We start from the raw sequence: 15,946 nt of genomic DNA, 5'->3' as shown, positions 1-15,946 counted from the left end.
GCCGGGGCTAAGTCCGGCGGTTGGGGATCAGAACATCATGGACATCCACGGATAACCAATCAGCAGCAGGGCCGCCAGGAAGATGGCACCGAAGATAGTGCCGAGGCGCCAGTAGTCTTTGGTTGGCAGGTAGCCACTACCGTAATAAATCGGGCTTGGGCCAGTACCGTACGGGGTGATGATCCCCATGATACCCAGCGAGGTCACCATCAGCAGGACGAACACTTCCATATTCATACCCGGAATGGTGGCGGCGATAGTCAGCATCGCTGGCAGCAGCGCGGTGGTGTGCGCGGTGGTGCTGGCAAACAGGTAGTGCAGCAGGTAGAACGCCAGCAGCAGAACGACAGTCGCTGTACCCGGGGAGATGCCGCTCATCAGCAGACCGCCTTCTTTACCCAGCCAGCCGATAAAGCCGGTAGAGGAGAGGCCGTCCGCCAGGGCAACCAGCGTGGCGAACCAGACGAAGGTGTTCCACGCGGCTTTGTTACCGGTGATGTCGTTCCACTCCAGCACGCCGGTCCACAGCATCAGGGCAACGATCAGCAGGGCAGCCAGCGCCGGTTCAATCCAGGCGGCAGCGAAGATCCACATCAGCAGGGCGCAGCACACGAAGACCATCAGCAGGATTTCATTGCGGGACAGTTTGCCCAGCTTTTCCAGCTCACGGCTCGCCCACAGCGGCACTTCGTCGTTCACTTTCACTTCTGGTGGGTAGAACCAGTAGGCCAGCAGCGGCATGGTCAGGATCAGCAGGATACCCAGCGGCAGGAAGGCCAGGAACCAGGTGCCCCAGGAGATGGTGATGCCCACGATGCTTTTCACCAGCGCCAGCGCCAGCAGGTTAGGTGCCAGAGCCGACAGGAACATGGAGCTGGTGATACAGGCGGAGGTGATTGCCACCCACATCAGATACGAACCAATTTTACGCGCGCTCGGGTCGTTAGGTTTTGAACCGTACAGCGGCGGCAGGTTAGCGATGATCGGGTAGATTGTCCCGCCGCTACGCGCGGTGTTGGACGGGGTAAACGGTGCCAGCAGCAGGTCGGCGAAGGTGATAGCGTAGCCGAGCGTCAGGCTGCGACGACCCAGATACTTCACCAGAATCAGCGCCAGACGGCGGCCGAAGCGGGTTTTGTCATAGCCCGCCGCGAACATAAAGGCACCGAAAATCAGCCAGACGGTAGAGTTACCGAAACCGCTAACGGCCCATTTAAAGGAGGCGCCCGCCAGCTTGAATTTCGGGTCGGCCAGCTGTTCCGGGCTGAACAGCACCCATTGGCTGCACAGGGCGATAGCGACGACCCCGGTCAGGCCAATCACGGCACCCGGCAGCGGTTCGAAGATTAACCCGACGATGACGCCCACGAAGATGGCGAAGTAGTGCCATGCGTAAGGAGGCAGCCCATCCGGGACCGGAACAAACAGCAGCAGGACGGCGACGATGATGGGCAGCGCCATCATCAGCAGGCGTTTTGCATTCCCGTTTGATGTCTGATTCGCCGCAGGAGGCGTTACAGCAGTTTTTGTATTCATAGTTTCACGTCTTAAGTTGTTAGGAATTCTGGCTACGGCGAAAAGACAAATTCGATTTCTTTAGTTACTTTGCTTTTTTTAGTTATTTAAGGTGCGTTTTTGTCGTTTCGGTAATAATCGTTTAACGCTTATTGTGGTGCGCTAAATTAAAAAATATGATGTTTATATATTGCGCCTTTGGATGCCATTACAATTGATCGCGATCAAAAAAACAGAATTGCAGCGTTATTTTTATTCTTTTTTAAATAACCACTCTGGCGTATGTGGGTATTAGCGTTTTTTGTTGTAAAATTTATCATATTGATAACATGTCTAATCATGGTATCTGTTTATGTGTTTGAATTTATTGGGATATTGTCATGGTGATGACAATGGTAAGACCATTCTGAATTTAACGGATTTTAAATTATTGTGAATGGATGAATTATTGTCGCTAACACCAATGTGTTATTAATGTTATCGAAGGGATTAAATAGTTTTTTAACTAACGTAATTACTTTGGTAACTAAAAAAATCGCTATATTAATATCATGACATCGGCAAAGAAATCGAAATAAAAAACAGTCCCGATAACGAATTCTTAATTTTTAAAGTTTGGAGTTTCTATTATGAGCACTAACGAACGTATTTTAAGCCCCTTCACACTGCCGAACGGTACCGAGCTTAAAAACCGCTTATTAATGGCGCCCATGACCACCTGCACCGGTTATTACGATGGCACCGTGACCAGCGAGCTGGTGGAGTACTATCGGGCGCGTTCCGGCAGCATCGGCACCATCATTGTTGAATGCTGCTTTGTTGACGATCTCGGCCTCGCCTTCCCGGGCGCTATCGGTATCGACAACGACGAAAAAATCGCCGGTCTGGCGAAGATCGCAGAGGCGATTAAATCTAAAGGCTCTAAAGCGCTGCTGCAGATCTACCACGGCGGCCGCATGGTTGAACCGAAGCTGATCGGTGGCCGCACCCCGGTTGGCCCAAGCGCTATCGCCGCGCCGCGCGACGGTGCCGCCACCCCGGTGGCGCTGACCACCGAAGAAGTGGAAGGAATGGTCGGTAAGTTTGGTGAAGCCGTGCGCCGCGCTATTCAGGCAGGCTTCGACGGCGTGGAAATCCACGGCGCCAATACCTATCTTATCCAGCAGTTCTACTCGCCAAACTCCAACCAGCGTGACGACGAGTGGGGCGGCAGCCGCGACAATCGCGCGAAGTTCCCGCTGGCCGTTCTGGATATTACCCACAAAATGGTTCGCCAGTACGCGGATGACGCCTTCATCATCGGCTACCGCTTCTCGCCGGAAGAGCTGGAAGTCCCGGGGATCCGCTTTGAAGACACCATGTATCTGCTGGAAAAACTGGCGGCGCGCGGCGTGGATTATCTCCACTTCTCCGTGGGCGCAACCCTGCGTCCTTCCATTGTCGATACCCAGGACCCAACCCCGCTGATTGAAAAATACTGCGCGATGCGCTCTGAAACTCTGGCGCAGGTGCCGGTGATGGGCGTGGGCGGCGTGGTGAACGCGTCCGACGTGAACGAGGCGCTGGATCATGGCTACGACCTGATTGCCGTAGGCCGGGCAACCATTGCTTATCCTGACTGGACCGACCGCATCGCTGCCGGTGAAAACCTCGAGCTGTTTATGGACAGCACCCAGCGTGAAGCGCTGAACATCCCTGAACCGCTGTGGCGCTTCTCGCTGGTGGAAGCGATGATCCGCGACATGAGCATGGGCGAATCGAAATTCAAGCCGGGCACGTTCGTTGAAAAAGTGCAGGACGACGCCAACGAGCTGGTGATTAACGTCAGCCTTGAAACCGACCGCATTGCCGACATTGAGCTGGCGTCCGGCCCGAGTGAAGACGTGGAGTTCGTGACCAGCTTCGAAGAAATTCGCTCCCGCATTCTGGATGCCAACACCCCGCACGTGGATGCCATTACCGGCGCAACCAGCCAGAGCGAAGCGGTGAAGAAAGCGGTATCCAAAGCGATGCTGAAATCCAGCAAAGCGCTGGCGGCGGAAGAGGGCGCTGACCCGAACGAAACCAAAAGCGTTGATGTGGTCGTGGTCGGCAGCGGCGGCGCGGGCCTGGCGGCGGCGATTCAGGCCCACGACGAAGGCGCAAGCGTGCTGATCGTCGAGAAAATGCCTACCATCGGCGGTAACACCATTAAAGCCTCCGCCGGGATGAACGCCGCGGAAACCCGCTTCCAGCGCGTGAAAGGGATTCACGACAGCAAAGAGCTGTTCTACAAAGAGACGCTCAAAGGCGGCGGTAACAAGAACAACCCTGAACTGCTGCGCCGCTTCGTTGAAAACGCGCCGCAGGCGATTGAGTGGCTGGCAACGCGCGGCATCATGCTGAACGACATCACCACCACCGGCGGGATGAGCATCGACCGTACCCACCGTCCAAAAGACGGCTCTGCGGTCGGCGGCTACCTGATCAGCGGCCTGGTGCGCAACGTGACCAAACGCAACATCGACGTGATGCTCGACACCTCCGTGAGCGACATCATCTTCGAAAATGGCGAAGTGACCGGCGTGCGTCTGACCACTGAAGAAAACGAAACCCTGACCGTAGCAACCAAAAGCGTGATTGTGGCAACGGGCGGTTTCAGCGCCAACAGCCAGATGGTGGTGAAATACCGCCCTGACCTGGAAGGCTTCGTGACCACCAACCACAAAGGGGCGACCGGCGGCGGTATCGCGCTGCTGGAGCGTATCGGTGCAGGCACGGTTGATATGGGCGAGATCCAAATCCACCCAACCGTTGAGCAGAAAACCTCGTATCTGATTTCCGAATCCATCCGCGGCGGCGGGGCGATTCTGGTGAACCAGCAGGGGAACCGCTTCTTCAACGAGATGGAGACCCGCGACAAAGTGTCCGCGCAAATCATCGCGCTGCCGGAGAAATACGCGTACATCGTCTTTGATGAGCACGTCCGGGCGAAAAACAAAGCCGCTGACGAGTACATCGCGAAAGGCTTCGTGACCAGCGCAAGCTCGCCGAAAGCCCTGGCGGAGGCGTTAGGCATGGATTATCACGCCTTCCTCGCCACCCTGGAGCGTTACAACGGCTTCGTTGAGAAACAGCACGACGATGATTTTGGCCGTACCACCGCGCTGCGTGCGCCAATCAACGAAGGGCCGTTCCACGCCATTCAGATTGCGCCGGGCGTCCACCACACCATGGGCGGCGTGACCATCAACACCGACACCTGCGTGCTGGATAGCACCCACAGCATCATTCCGGGCGCATTCGCGGCGGGTGAAGTGGTGGGCGGTATCCACGGCGGCAACCGTATCGGCGGTAACGCGGTGGCAGATATCATTATTTTTGGTACTCTTGCCGGGCATCAGGCGGCGATGCGCGCGAAAAAGGCATAAGTCTCCTGTTCCAGCCGGATAAGCACATCGCTTTCCGGCTATTACCCCGGCGGCGCGGTGCCTGCCGGGGCAACACCTGAGGAACATGCCATGTCCGATGACGATCGCGTCTACAGTTACTCCGCCGTTCTGATGGGCTCGCCCATTCTGCTGAAACTCTTCTCCCACGACGAAGCCCTTGCGTCCCGCGTTTTCCGCTTAATCAAACAGTACGAAGATCTGCTCACCGTGAATCGCGCTGACTCGCAGGTGATGGATATCAACCATGCCGCCGGAAGCCATCCGGTGAGCGTCAGCCGTCCGGTATATGAACTGATTCGCTGCGCAAAAGCCGCCAGCGCGTTTCCCGGCAGCGCCTTCAATCTGGCGATTGGGCCGCTGGTCAAGCGCTGGAAAATCGGTTTCAAAGGCGACACGGTTCCTCCTGCCGACGAGATTGCCCGCCTGCTTGCCATCACCCGGCCTGAAGATGTGCTGCTCGACGACGACAGGTGCAGCGTGTTTCTCACCAGGCCCGGCATGGAGATTGATTTAGGGGCCATCGCCAAGGGCTACATCGCCGACCGCGTGCGGGATTACCTGCGAAAAGAGGGGGCGGAGCTGGGGTTGATTAACCTGGGCGGCAATGTCCAGACGCTCGGATCGCCGCAGGGCGGCTGGAGCGTCGGGCTGAAAAAACCCTTTGCCCCCGATGCGCTGATTGGCGCGCTGGAGGTGGAGAATATGTCCGTGGTGACGTCGGGAACCTACGAGCGCTTTTTCGAACACAACGGCAAGCGCTATCACCATATCCTTGACCCACGTACCGGCTATCCGCTGGATAACGAGCTGGACAGCGTGACCATCATTTCTAAAAACTCCATCGACGGGGATATCTGGACCACGCTTGCCTACGGTATGGGCGTTGAAAAAGGCTGTGCTGCGCTGCGCGCCCGTCCGGATATCGAGGCCATCTTTGTAACCAAAACAAAAGAGGTGGTCCTCTCATCGGCCCACCTCTTCCGCTTCACGCTGCTCGACGACGATTACCGCGTCACTGACAATACTGCCTGAGCAGGCCAATCTGCTCCGGCTGGAGGCGATAGCGATACACCGGGCGGCCGGTTGCTCCATAGTGAATGCTGGTGAACAGGATATTGATTTGCGCCAGCCAGATCAGGTATTTGCGGCAGGACACGCGCGAAATATTCACCGCGTTTGCCAGATCGTCGGTGGAGAATTCCATCTCCGGATGCCCGTCGATCCACTGGCAGATGGTGCGCAGGGTCTGCGGGGTCAGCCCTTTTGGCAGGCGCTTGCTGTCCGCCAGCTCCGGCGCGCCGCCGTGCAGCAGCCTGTCGACGTCCGCCTGCTCGTAATACTGGTGCGAGCCCATCAGGCTGTGTTTGGCTTTCCAGCCGTTCAGCGCCTCTTCAAAACGCGGGAACTGGAAAGGCTTGATCAGGTAATCCACCACGCCGTAGTGCATTGAGGTCTGGATCGTCGCCGCGTCGGACGCCGATGAAATCATGATCACGTCAATCGGACGACCCGAGGCGCGGATAATCGGCAGCAGATCCAGCCCGTTATCCTGCTGCATGTAGACATCCAGCAGCACCAGATCGACAGGCTGCGCCGGATTGTTTATGTATGCCTCGGCCTGGTTGAGCGTGGACGCAACGCCGCAGCAGCTAAATCCCTCAACGCGGTTGACGTACAAACGGTTGAGGTCGGCGACCATGGCGTCATCATCGACAATTAATACATTTATCACGCGATATTCCTCTCGCTATCCCAGGGGATCTGAACAAAAAATTGGGTAAAGACGCCAGGCTCCGACTCGACGGTGATTTCTCCGCCGAGGTTGTGGATCTGCTGGCGAGCCAGGAACAGCCCGACGCCGCGGTTTTCACCCTTCGTCGAGTAGCCCTTGGTAAAGATATCTTCGAGCCGCACCGGATCAATGCCGGGGCCGTCGTCGCTGACTTCACAGCTGAGCCAGCCATTTTGATAGTGTAGTAGCAGGGTGATTTCCCCTTCCGGCTGATCGGTCATCGCATCCAGCGCGTTTTCAATTAGATTGCCGAGAACGGTGATCAGCACCGCCGCCTGTTCTTCATTTGCGGTATCCGGAACCTGGCTTTCATCCGCCAGCGTCAGGGTGAAGCCCGCCTCTTTGGCGCGGTTGATTTTCCCCAGCAAAAAGCCCGCGATCACCGGCGACTTAACCTTGCGCTGGATGGCGCCGATATCGGTCTGGTAATTATGCGCCGTCTGGAGAATGTACTCTTCCAGCTTGTCGTAGCGCTTCATGTGCAGCAGGCCCAGGATCACGTGCAGCTTGTTCATAAACTCGTGGGTATGCGACCGCAGCGCATCCACATAGTTGACCATGCCGTCCATGCGCTGAAGAAGATGGCTGACCTCGGTTTTATCGCGGAACGTGGTGATGGCGCCGATCACGTGATTCTGGCTTTTCACCGGCACCATGTTGCACAGCAGCAGACGCCCGTTGCAGCTGATCTCCTGATCCTTAAGCGCTACGCCGGTCTGCGATACGTTGCGCAGGCGCTCCAGCAGCGGCGCGTGGGGCGGCTCGCCCGACGGCCCCGCGTGATGGCCGGAGGGCAGCAGCAAAATTTCCCGCGCGGCGTGGTTAATCATCGTCACGCGCCCGTGGATATCTACCGCCACAACGCCCTCGCGCAGGGACTGGAGCATCGCCTGACGCTGCTCGAACAGCGCGGAAATTTCATAGGGCTCCAGCCCAAACAGAATGCGTTTCAGCACGCGAACCACCACCCAGATCCCAATTGAGCTTATCAGGACGCTGAACAGCACCGTCCACACCGCGTTCAGACGCCCGCGGGCAATCTGCTCTTCGACTTTGTTGAGCGAGATCCCGACGACCACCACGCCGATTTGGTCGTGCTGGGCGTCGTAAATTGGGGTGAAGACGCGCAGCGCCTCGGCGAGGGCACCCCGGTTGACGGAGACATTCTCTTTGCCCTCCAGCGCCGGGGTGAGGTCGTCGCCGATAAAGTGCAGGCCGATCAGGGCTTCGTTCGGGTGAGAGTAGCGTACGCCGCGCATATCGGTAACGACGGCAAACAGCAGATCGTTGCGCGTGGTCACCGCCTGAGCGATCGGCTGAATGATATCGGCCTGCGGGGACTGCATCAGCCCGCTTTTGATTTCCGGGCTGTCCGCCAGCGTTCTGGCAATTCCGAGAGCGGTATCTTTGACATCATCGCGCGTGGCGCGGGTAATTTGCACAGAGTAGAGCGCAAAAACCACCAGCAAAACCGAGCCGATAATCGCGCATACCATCAGCGTGACCAGCGTATTCAGCTTCATGGGGCGCTTGCGCGTCGGGGGGAAGGGCTGCAAATCGCTCATCAAGGCTCCGCGATGAATAAGAAAGGGCTAATTATCGCTGATGACGCGTGTTTCTAAAAGCCATGTAAAACTTGCTTTTGCACTCCTCTTTTCGTGAACCGCCTCGCAGGTCATCCATATAAAACACTTTATAGTGTGTGGGAACTCATAATAAGGAGGCAGTTTATGAGCACTATGCTTACCGGTTCAGTCAAGGAAAGACGCCATGCCAGCACTGTCGACATCGACAGATTAGCGACGCTGGACATGCTGAAAGTTATTCACCAGGACGATGCACTCATCTCCTCTGCAATCACCCCCTTCTTAAACACTCTGGCCCGCGTCGTGGACACCGCAACGGCAACCCTGAGCCACGGTGGACGCCTGTTTATTGTCGGTGCCGGCCCGTCCGGACGCGTGGCGGAGCAGGCGGTGCAGGAGTTTGCCCCCGGCAAGCATCCCGTCATCGCCATGACGACGGCTGACGATGCCGGGAACTATGAGCGCGGCGTGGCTGCGCTGCAGGCGGCGAAATTTGGCGAGCACGACATGATGCTGGCGCTAACCGTGAGCGGAAAAACGCCGTGGGTGTGGGGGGCGATGCGTCACGCCTGGTCGCTGGGATCGCCGGTGGCGGTGGTGACGGGTGATGCGCAAAGCGAAGCCGCGCAGCTGGCAAGCATGGTCGTTGCGCCAGACTTGGGTGCGGACGTGGTGGCGGGGTACATGAACACCAAAGCGGGGATCGCCCAGAAAATGATCCTCAATATGGTCGCGACGGGGCTTGCGATCCGATCCGGGCGCGTTTACAGCAACCTGCGGGTGGATCTGGAGGCCAGCAGCACCAAATGGGCCGAACGGCAAATCGCTATCGTGATGGAGGCGGGGGGATGTTCCCGCGCGGTGGCGAAAGCCGCGCTGGAAAGCTGCAATCAGAACTGTAAAACCGCGGTGCTGATGGTGCTCACCGGTCTGGATGCGTGGAAAGCCCACGATCTGCTGGCGCAAAACAACGGCTTTATTCGCGTGGCGCTGCAGGAGGCGCCGTAGAGTCGGCGCTAAAACGAAAAAAGCCCGCGTATGCGGGCTTTGATATTTTGGGGGATTAGAACTGGTAAACGATACCCACAGCGAACTCGTCGCCAGTGAAGTTGCCAGTTTTAGCGCCGTCTTCTTCATCCAGCAGGTTGAATTTGTACGCGGTGTAAACGTTCATGTTCTTGTTGAAGTAGTACCAGGTGCCCACTTCGATGTAGTTTACGCGGTCAGCGTCAAAGCCTTTATAACCATTTTTCGCGCCCAGGTCTTCGCCTTTAGAGAAGACGTAGCCCAGGGATGGACGCAGGCCGAAGTCGAACTGGTACTGAACAACGGCTTCAACGTTCTTGGTTTTGTTAGCAAAGGCGCCAGAACCAACCTTGGTCATGTTACGGGTTTCGCCGTACATCACAGCTGCGTAGACGTTGTTTGCATCATATTTAGCAGCCAGTGACCAAACTTCAGCGTTGTCGCCATAGCCGTCAGCTTCCTGAGCATTTGTGCGGTCAGATTTGCCATAAACACCCACGAAGCCAAAACCGTCAACGTTATAGTTTACGGACATGCTGTAGCCGTCGCCGTTAGCCTTGAAACGGTCACGATCGTTGTTTTTACCCTGATACTGAAGCGCAAAGTTCAGGCCATCCACCAGGCCGAAGAAGTCGGTGTTACGGTAGGTCGCAACACCAGTTGTACGGCCAGTCATGAAGTTGTCGGTAGCAACTAAAGAATCGCCACCCCATTCAACCAGCATATCGGTATAGGCAGCTGCATCATAAGCTACGCCGTAGTTACGGCCGTAATCGAATGAACCGTAGTCGGAGAATTTCAGGCCAGCGAAGGCCAGACGAGTACTCTCGTCCTGAGTACCTTCTGGAGTGTTAGCCTTCATGTTGTATTCCCACTGACCGTAACCGGTTAACTCGTTATTAATCTGAGTTTCACCTTTGATGCCGATACGCGCATAGGAGGTGTCAGCATTTTCGCTGTTGCTTTCATCGGTGTTGGTCCAGATACGCTCGCCAACCATCTTTCCGTAGAAATCGACTTTATTACCGTTTTTATTATAAATTTCAGCTGCGTTTGCTGCGCCTGCAACTAACAGTGCTGGTACCATAATTGCCAGAACTTTTCTTTTCATTATATATTCCCTATATATATAGATACTATGAATATGCGTAATCACCCTCCGTAATTACAGGGCAGATACTATTCTATGTGGCGTAAATTAGTTTCAAAAATAAATGTAATTAAATGATTATTTTTATTTCAAATTGTTTCAAAGAATCTCATTATTTTTCATTTGTATTAATCTACGCAAAGCATTTACCAAGGTTATGTTTCTGTTTTTCAATTGATTAGGTTTGTTTCTTCTCTGTCTAACCATTCCGGGAGCAAATGCATTTAGCGATATTTTCGCATTAGCTATTTGTGCTATTTATATATTTTCGGGCAATTTATCGCGTCGATTTTGAATAATTGTTTGAAATGAAAAAGAATGCATTTTTAACCGACAAAATAACGTAATAAAGGAAGGGCTAGCTTTCGGAAAGCGCGTTTAAATAAAAAATGCCACGCAGCCGCGACCTACTGATGCGATTGCGACGAGGGCAGGCAGTGCCAGGGGCGAGGAAAGTTGCTATGGTAGCCGTTTTCGCAACGGGACGTGACTATGGAACTCGCACAGTGGCAGCAGCGTTTTGAAGCCTGGATGGCGCAGCATCACGCTACGGATGATGCCGCACACGATATCTCCCATTTTCGCCGCGTGTGGATGACCGCGCAAAAGATCGCGGCGGAGGAGGCGGTCGACCCGCTGGTGGTGCTGACCGCGTGCTATTTCCACGACATCGTCAGCCTGCCGAAAAACGATCCGCAGCGCAGCCAGTCCTCAACGCTTGCCGCAAGAAAGACGCGCCGGATTTTGCGCGAGGATTTCCCCGATTTCCCTTCGGAACGCCTTGATGCCGTCGCGCACGCCATTGAAGCCCACAGCTTCAGCGCCGGGATCGCGCCGCAAACCCTGGAAGCCAAAATTGTGCAGGACGCAGACCGGCTCGAAGCGCTGGGGGCGATTGGGCTGGCGCGGGTCTTTGCCGTGTCGGGCGCGCTCGGCGTGGCGCTGTTTGATGCCGCCGATCCCTTTGCCGATTCGCGCCCCCTGGATGACCGGGCCTATGCGCTGGATCATTTCCAGACCAAGCTGCTGCGGCTGCCCGACACCATGCAAACCGCCGTCGGGCGCGAGCTGGCTATCCACAACGCCGACTATTTGGTTCAGTTTATGGCGAAGCTGAGCGCCGAACTGCAGGGCGACTGCCTCGGCATCGACGCCAGTATACAGCGCCGCTTCCGCCACAGTCCGAACGCCTGAACTGTGGTAATCTGTTGCAAGTCTTTATTGTCCGGTTAAGAGAATGCAGGAAAATCGATCAGTGACCGAGCCCGCGCCAGCGCAGGCTGAGAAATCAACGGCAGCGGTGCAGGCATTGCTGCGTCATCTGCTGGATATCTATGATGTTAAAACCCTGGCAAATCAGCTGGAGGCATACGGTGAAAGCCACTGGAGTCCGGCGATCGTCAAAAGACTTCTCACCAGCGAGCGTGCCGGGCACCGCATGAGCGACGGCGAGTTCGCCTGGCTGCACACTCTGCTTCCGTGTCCTCCGGCGGCGCATCCCCACTATGCTTTCCGCTTTATCGATCTCTTTGCCGGTATCGGCGGCATTCGCCACGGCTTCGAAGCCATCGGCGGGCAGTGCGTGTTCACCAGCGAATGGAACAAACATGCGGTGCGAACCTACAAAGCCAACTGGTACTGCGACCCGCAGACCCACCAGTTTAACGCCGATATCCGCGAGGCCACGCTCAGCCATAAAGAGGGCGTGACGGACAGCGAAGCCGCCGAGCATATTCGTAACACCATCCCGGAACATGACGTTCTGCTGGCGGGCTTCCCGTGCCAGCCGTTTTCGCTGGCTGGCGTGTCGAAGAAAAATGCGCTGGGCCGCGCCCACGGCTTTGCCTGCGATACCCAGGGGACGCTTTTTTTCGACGTGGCGCGCATCATCGACGCCCGTCGTCCGGCCATCTTCGTGCTGGAAAACGTTAAAAACCTGAAAAGCCACGACGGCGGCAAGACGTTTCGCATCATCATGCAAACGCTGGACGAGCTGGGCTACGACGTGGCGGACGCCCAGGACATGGGCGCGGACGATCCGAAAATTATCGACGGCAAACATTTCCTGCCCCAGCACCGCGAGCGCATCGTGTTGGTGGGCTTCCGCCGCGATCTGAATCTCAAGGGCGACTTCACCCTGCGCGATCTTCCGTCCCTGTATCCGGCGCGCCGCCCGACGGTGGCCGACCTGCTGGAGCCGGTCGTCGACGCGAAGTTCATCCTGACGCCGGTGCTGTGGAAATACCTCTATCGCTACGCCAAAAAGCATCAGGCCAAGGGCAACGGCTTTGGCTTTGGCATGGTGAACCCGAACGATCCGGCCAGCGTGACCCGCACCTTATCGGCCCGCTATTACAAAGATGGCGCAGAGATCCTCATCGACCGGGGCTGGAACAAAGCGCTGGGCGAACAGGATTTCGATAACCCGGAAAACCAGCGCCACCGACCGCGCCGCCTGACCCCGCGCGAGTGCGCGCGCCTGATGGGGTTTGAGTCGCTGCAGGGCTACAGCTTCCGCATTCCGGTTTCCGATACCCAGGCGTACCGCCAGTTCGGCAACTCGGTGGTGGTGCCGGCATTTGCGGCGGTGGCGAAACTGCTGGCCTCGCGAATCAAGCAGGCCGTGGCCCTGCGCCAGAGCGAGGCCGTCAATGACGGACGTCCACGATAAGGCCACGCGCAGTAAAAACATGCGTGCAATAGGCACGCGTGATACCGCGATAGAAAAACGGCTGGCCGGGCTGCTCGGTCAGGCCGGGTTTGAGTTTCGGGTTCAGGACGCCGCCCTTGCCGGACGCCCTGATTTCGTCATCGACCAGTACCAGTGCATCATCTTTACCCACGGCTGCTTCTGGCATCACCACGACTGCTATCTGTTTAAGGTGCCCGCGACGCGCACCGCGTTTTGGCTGGAGAAAATTGGCAAAAACGTGGCGCGCGACAGGCGGGATATCGACGCGCTGCTCGCGGCGGGCTGGCGGGTGATGGTGGTCTGGGAGTGCGCGCTGCGCGGCAGGCTGAAGCTGAGCGATGTCGACCTGACGGAGCGGCTGGAGGAGTGGATCTGCGGCGGCGGTCAGGCCGCGCAGATCGACACTCAGGGCATTCACCCGGTTACGGTTTCTCTGCCCCACAGGGGGCCGCCTCAGCCTTAGCGGGCAGTAAATACTTGCCGAGCGTTACCAGCACCACCGCCAGAATAATCACGCCCAGCGCCAGCCACTCCACGGACGAAAGCGTTTCGCCGGCGAACCCCGTTCCGAGCAGTACCGCCACCACCGGGTTCACGTAGGCGTAGCTGGTTGCTACCGCAGGGGAGACGTTGCGGATCAGGAACATATACGCGTTGATGGCAATCACCGAGCCAAACAGCGCCAGATAACCCACCGCCAGGAAACCCGACAGATCCGGCATTGTCGTCAGCTTTTCGCCCGTCAGCGTGGAGGCAATCATCAGCACGATGCCCGCCGCCAGCATCTCGATAGCGCCCGCCATCATCCCCGTCGGGAGCTGTATACGCGAGCCGAGCACCGAGCCGAACGCCCAGCTCATTGAGCCTATCAGGATAATCACCGCGCCCCACGGGTTGCCGCTCAGGTTGCCGCCGCTGTTGAGCAGAATAATGCCCGCCAGGCCGATGCCGATCCCCGCCCACTCAAGCTTGCGGGTGCGGATGCCGAACAGGCGGCTAAAGCACAGCGTAAACAGCGGCACGGTGGCGACAACCACCGCCGCAATGCCGGAGGGCACGTTGCGGTGCTCGGCGACGGTGACAAAGCCGTTGCCAACCGCCAGCAGCAGCAGGCCAATCAGGGCCGCGTTAAGCATCGGGCGCAGGGGAGGCAGCCGGTGCCCGCGCAGCAGTAAAAAGGCCATTAGCAGGACGCCCGCCGAGAGGAAACGAATGCCCGCCATCATGAGCGGCGGCCAGCTCTCCACGCCGATGCGGATGACGAAATAGGTGGAACCCCAGATGATGTACAGCGAAAAAAGCGCTCCAATGAGCGGTAATAAATGCCGGAAACGCATAGTCCCTCACGACGTAATAAAAAGGTCGCTGATAGTAAACGTGAAAACTATCTGGCTGGCGAGCCCTTTAATTGTGTAGTTGATGTGAATTTTATGTTGACTTGAAGTGCCTGTTTCCGGGTTCTGGCTTTTGCTCCATACTATTCACTTAATTACCAAAAAAAGAAGGATAGAGATTTTGGCAGGAAGTAGCTTGTTAACATTGCTGGATGATATTGCCACCTTGCTGGATGATATTTCGGTCATGGGAAAACTGGCGGCGAAAAAGACCGCCGGGGTATTGGGCGATGATTTATCGCTGAATGCGCAGCAGGTGACGGGCGTGCGGGCAAACCGCGAGCTGCCGGTCGTCTGGGGCGTGGCAAAGGGATCCTTTCTCAATAAAGTTATTCTGGTGCCGCTGGCGCTGCTCATCAGCGCTTTTATTCCGTGGGCCATCACCCCGCTGCTGATGGTCGGCGGCGCGTTTCTCTGCTTTGAAGGGGTAGAGAAAGTGCTGGAGACCTTTAAATCCCGCAAGGAAAAAGAGTCCCCGCAGGCGCGCCAGCAGCGTCTGGAGGCGCTGGCCGCGAAAGATCCTAAAGCGTTCGAGCGCGACAAGATCAAAGGGGCTATCCGCACCGACTTTATTCTGTCAGCGGAAATCGTGGCCATTACCCTCGGGATTGTCTCTGAATCTCCGCTGCTTAACCAGGTGCTGATCCTGTCGGGCATCGCGATTCTGGTAACCGTGGGCGTTTACGGCCTGGTGGGGCTTATCGTTAAGCTGGACGATATCGGCTACTGGCTGGCGGATAAAACCAGCGCGGTAGCGCAGGCGGTGGGCAAAGGGCTGCTGGTGCTGGCGCCGTGGCTGATGAAGATTTTGTCGGTGGTTGGCACGCTGGCGATGTTCCTCGTGGGCGGCGGGATTGTGGTTCACGGCGTTGCGCCGCTGCATCACGCCATCGAGCATTTCGCCTCTTCACAGGGTGCCGTGGTGGCGGCTATTCTGCCAACGCTTGTCAATCTGGTGCTGGGCTTTATCATTGGTGCGGCGGTGGTGGCGGTGGTTAAAGCTGTCGAGAAAATGCGCGGAACATCGCATTAATTGTTACCTGCTTTAGGGTGCAAAATGGCCGTTCCTCGTCTAAATTGAAAAAGTTTCACCCTGATACAGGAGGCAGGTATGGTCTTTGTGGTCAGTGATGAAGTTAAGCCCAAGAATGGTGGTCCACGCATGATCGTCACCGGTTACTCAAGCGGTATGGTGGAGTGTCGGTGGCATGACGGTTTCGGCATCAAGCGGGAGGCTTTTCGTGAGGACGAGCTATTGCCTGGCGACAGAGGGCAGCAGCGCGACAAGGCTTAATCACGCAACGCCCGGTCCTGCCGGGCGTTTTTACGGGTGAACCGGTTTATCGTACTGCATGTTTTC

The 15,946-nt window shown here is 56.8% G+C and carries 13 protein-coding genes; 8 read left to right on the top strand and 5 right to left on the bottom strand.

Annotated features, from left to right (window positions below; translation table 11 throughout):
- Positions 1–27 precede the first annotated feature (27 nt).
- A complete protein-coding gene (locus AB6V08_RS09595) occupies positions 28–1,536 on the bottom strand; it encodes an anion permease (protein ID WP_368542440.1) in 1,509 nt (502 codons plus the stop codon).
- Between the two features lie 608 nt (positions 1,537–2,144).
- Here AB6V08_RS09595 and AB6V08_RS09590 point away from each other — a divergent pair.
- Positions 2,145–4,925, top strand: coding sequence for a flavocytochrome c (locus AB6V08_RS09590; RefSeq protein ID WP_368542439.1), 2,781 nt, complete (start codon positions 2,145–2,147; stop codon positions 4,923–4,925).
- Positions 4,926–5,015: 90 nt separating this feature from the next.
- Positions 5,016–5,978 (top strand): FAD:protein FMN transferase, encoded by a 963-nt coding sequence (locus AB6V08_RS09585; RefSeq protein ID WP_368542438.1) that lies wholly within the window; start codon positions 5,016–5,018, stop codon positions 5,976–5,978.
- Here AB6V08_RS09585 and dcuR read toward each other — a convergent pair.
- Both dcuR and AB6V08_RS09575 read right to left on the bottom strand, forming a co-directional pair.
- Positions 5,959–6,678, bottom strand: coding sequence for a two-component system response regulator DcuR (gene dcuR, locus AB6V08_RS09580; protein WP_368542437.1), 720 nt, complete (start codon positions 6,676–6,678; stop codon positions 5,959–5,961). The two genes, AB6V08_RS09585 and dcuR, sit on opposite strands and share 20 nt — an antisense overlap.
- The gene (locus AB6V08_RS09575) at positions 6,675–8,303 is read right to left on the bottom strand and encodes a sensor histidine kinase (RefSeq protein ID WP_368542436.1); all 1,629 of its coding nucleotides are present in this window, start codon (positions 8,301–8,303) and stop codon (positions 6,675–6,677) included. The genes dcuR and AB6V08_RS09575 overlap by 4 nt, the downstream gene beginning before the upstream one ends.
- Before the next feature lie 165 nt (positions 8,304–8,468).
- On the opposite strand from AB6V08_RS09575, the gene AB6V08_RS09570 reads away from it, so the two are divergent.
- Positions 8,469–9,332 carry an N-acetylmuramic acid 6-phosphate etherase gene (locus AB6V08_RS09570; protein ID WP_368542435.1) on the top strand — a complete coding sequence of 288 codons (864 nt, stop codon included), beginning with the start codon at positions 8,469–8,471 and terminating at the stop codon, positions 9,330–9,332.
- A gap of 55 nt (positions 9,333–9,387) precedes the next feature.
- Here the strand turns inward: AB6V08_RS09570 and AB6V08_RS09565 are convergent, their stop codons facing one another.
- Positions 9,388–10,461 (bottom strand): porin, encoded by a 1,074-nt coding sequence (locus AB6V08_RS09565; protein WP_368542434.1) that lies wholly within the window; start codon positions 10,459–10,461, stop codon positions 9,388–9,390.
- A 531-nt stretch (positions 10,462–10,992) separates the two neighbouring features.
- Between AB6V08_RS09565 and AB6V08_RS09560 the strand changes: the two genes are divergently transcribed.
- The 3 genes from AB6V08_RS09560 to AB6V08_RS09550 all read left to right on the top strand — a co-directional run bounded on the left by AB6V08_RS09560 (position 10,993) and on the right by AB6V08_RS09550 (position 13,655).
- Positions 10,993–11,694 carry a phosphohydrolase gene (locus AB6V08_RS09560; protein WP_368542433.1) on the top strand — a complete coding sequence of 234 codons (702 nt, stop codon included), beginning with the start codon at positions 10,993–10,995 and terminating at the stop codon, positions 11,692–11,694.
- A 61-nt stretch (positions 11,695–11,755) separates the two neighbouring features.
- Complete coding sequence (locus tag AB6V08_RS09555) at positions 11,756–13,171, top strand: DNA cytosine methyltransferase (RefSeq protein ID WP_368542528.1); 1,416 nt, start codon at positions 11,756–11,758, stop codon at positions 13,169–13,171.
- Positions 13,152–13,655, top strand: coding sequence for a very short patch repair endonuclease (locus tag AB6V08_RS09550; protein ID WP_368542432.1), 504 nt, complete (start codon positions 13,152–13,154; stop codon positions 13,653–13,655). Before AB6V08_RS09555 ends, AB6V08_RS09550 begins: the two co-directional genes overlap by 20 nt.
- Here AB6V08_RS09550 and yedA read toward each other — a convergent pair.
- Positions 13,615–14,529 (bottom strand): drug/metabolite exporter YedA, encoded by a 915-nt coding sequence (gene yedA / locus AB6V08_RS09545; protein WP_368542431.1) that lies wholly within the window; start codon positions 14,527–14,529, stop codon positions 13,615–13,617. The genes AB6V08_RS09550 and yedA overlap by 41 nt on opposite strands.
- Before the next feature lie 178 nt (positions 14,530–14,707).
- Between yedA and AB6V08_RS09540 the strand changes: the two genes are divergently transcribed.
- Both AB6V08_RS09540 and AB6V08_RS09535 read left to right on the top strand, forming a co-directional pair.
- The gene (locus AB6V08_RS09540; RefSeq protein WP_368542430.1) at positions 14,708–15,619 is read left to right on the top strand and encodes a DUF808 family protein; all 912 of its coding nucleotides are present in this window, start codon (positions 14,708–14,710) and stop codon (positions 15,617–15,619) included.
- A 78-nt stretch (positions 15,620–15,697) separates the two neighbouring features.
- Positions 15,698–15,880 (top strand): YodC family protein, encoded by a 183-nt coding sequence (locus tag AB6V08_RS09535; RefSeq protein WP_368542429.1) that lies wholly within the window; start codon positions 15,698–15,700, stop codon positions 15,878–15,880.
- The last annotated feature ends 66 nt before the right edge of the window (positions 15,881–15,946 follow it).

The organism is Enterobacter soli, from assembly GCF_964208575.1.
GTDB lineage: Bacteria > Pseudomonadota > Gammaproteobacteria > Enterobacterales > Enterobacteriaceae > Enterobacter > Enterobacter soli_A.
The sequence above is the reverse complement of the archived record's forward strand: the minus strand, read 5'-3'. Positions and strand labels throughout refer to the sequence as shown.

Coding starts and splice junctions, on each gene's coding strand:
- AB6V08_RS09535 (WP_368542429.1), top strand. CDS start 15,698: ATGGTCTTTGTGGTCAGTGATGAAGTTAAGCCCAAGAATGGTGGTCCA.
- AB6V08_RS09585 (WP_368542438.1), top strand. CDS start 5,016: ATGTCCGATGACGATCGCGTCTACAGTTACTCCGCCGTTCTGATGGGC.
- AB6V08_RS09595 (WP_368542440.1), bottom strand. CDS start 1,536: ATGAATACAAAAACTGCTGTAACGCCTCCTGCGGCGAATCAGACATCA.
- yedA (WP_368542431.1), bottom strand. CDS start 14,529: ATGCGTTTCCGGCATTTATTACCGCTCATTGGAGCGCTTTTTTCGCTG.
- AB6V08_RS09560 (WP_368542433.1), top strand. CDS start 10,993: ATGGAACTCGCACAGTGGCAGCAGCGTTTTGAAGCCTGGATGGCGCAG.
- AB6V08_RS09590 (WP_368542439.1), top strand. CDS start 2,145: ATGAGCACTAACGAACGTATTTTAAGCCCCTTCACACTGCCGAACGGT.
- AB6V08_RS09570 (WP_368542435.1), top strand. CDS start 8,469: ATGAGCACTATGCTTACCGGTTCAGTCAAGGAAAGACGCCATGCCAGC.
- AB6V08_RS09550 (WP_368542432.1), top strand. CDS start 13,152: ATGACGGACGTCCACGATAAGGCCACGCGCAGTAAAAACATGCGTGCA.
- AB6V08_RS09575 (WP_368542436.1), bottom strand. CDS start 8,303: ATGAGCGATTTGCAGCCCTTCCCCCCGACGCGCAAGCGCCCCATGAAG.
- AB6V08_RS09565 (WP_368542434.1), bottom strand. CDS start 10,461: ATGAAAAGAAAAGTTCTGGCAATTATGGTACCAGCACTGTTAGTTGCA.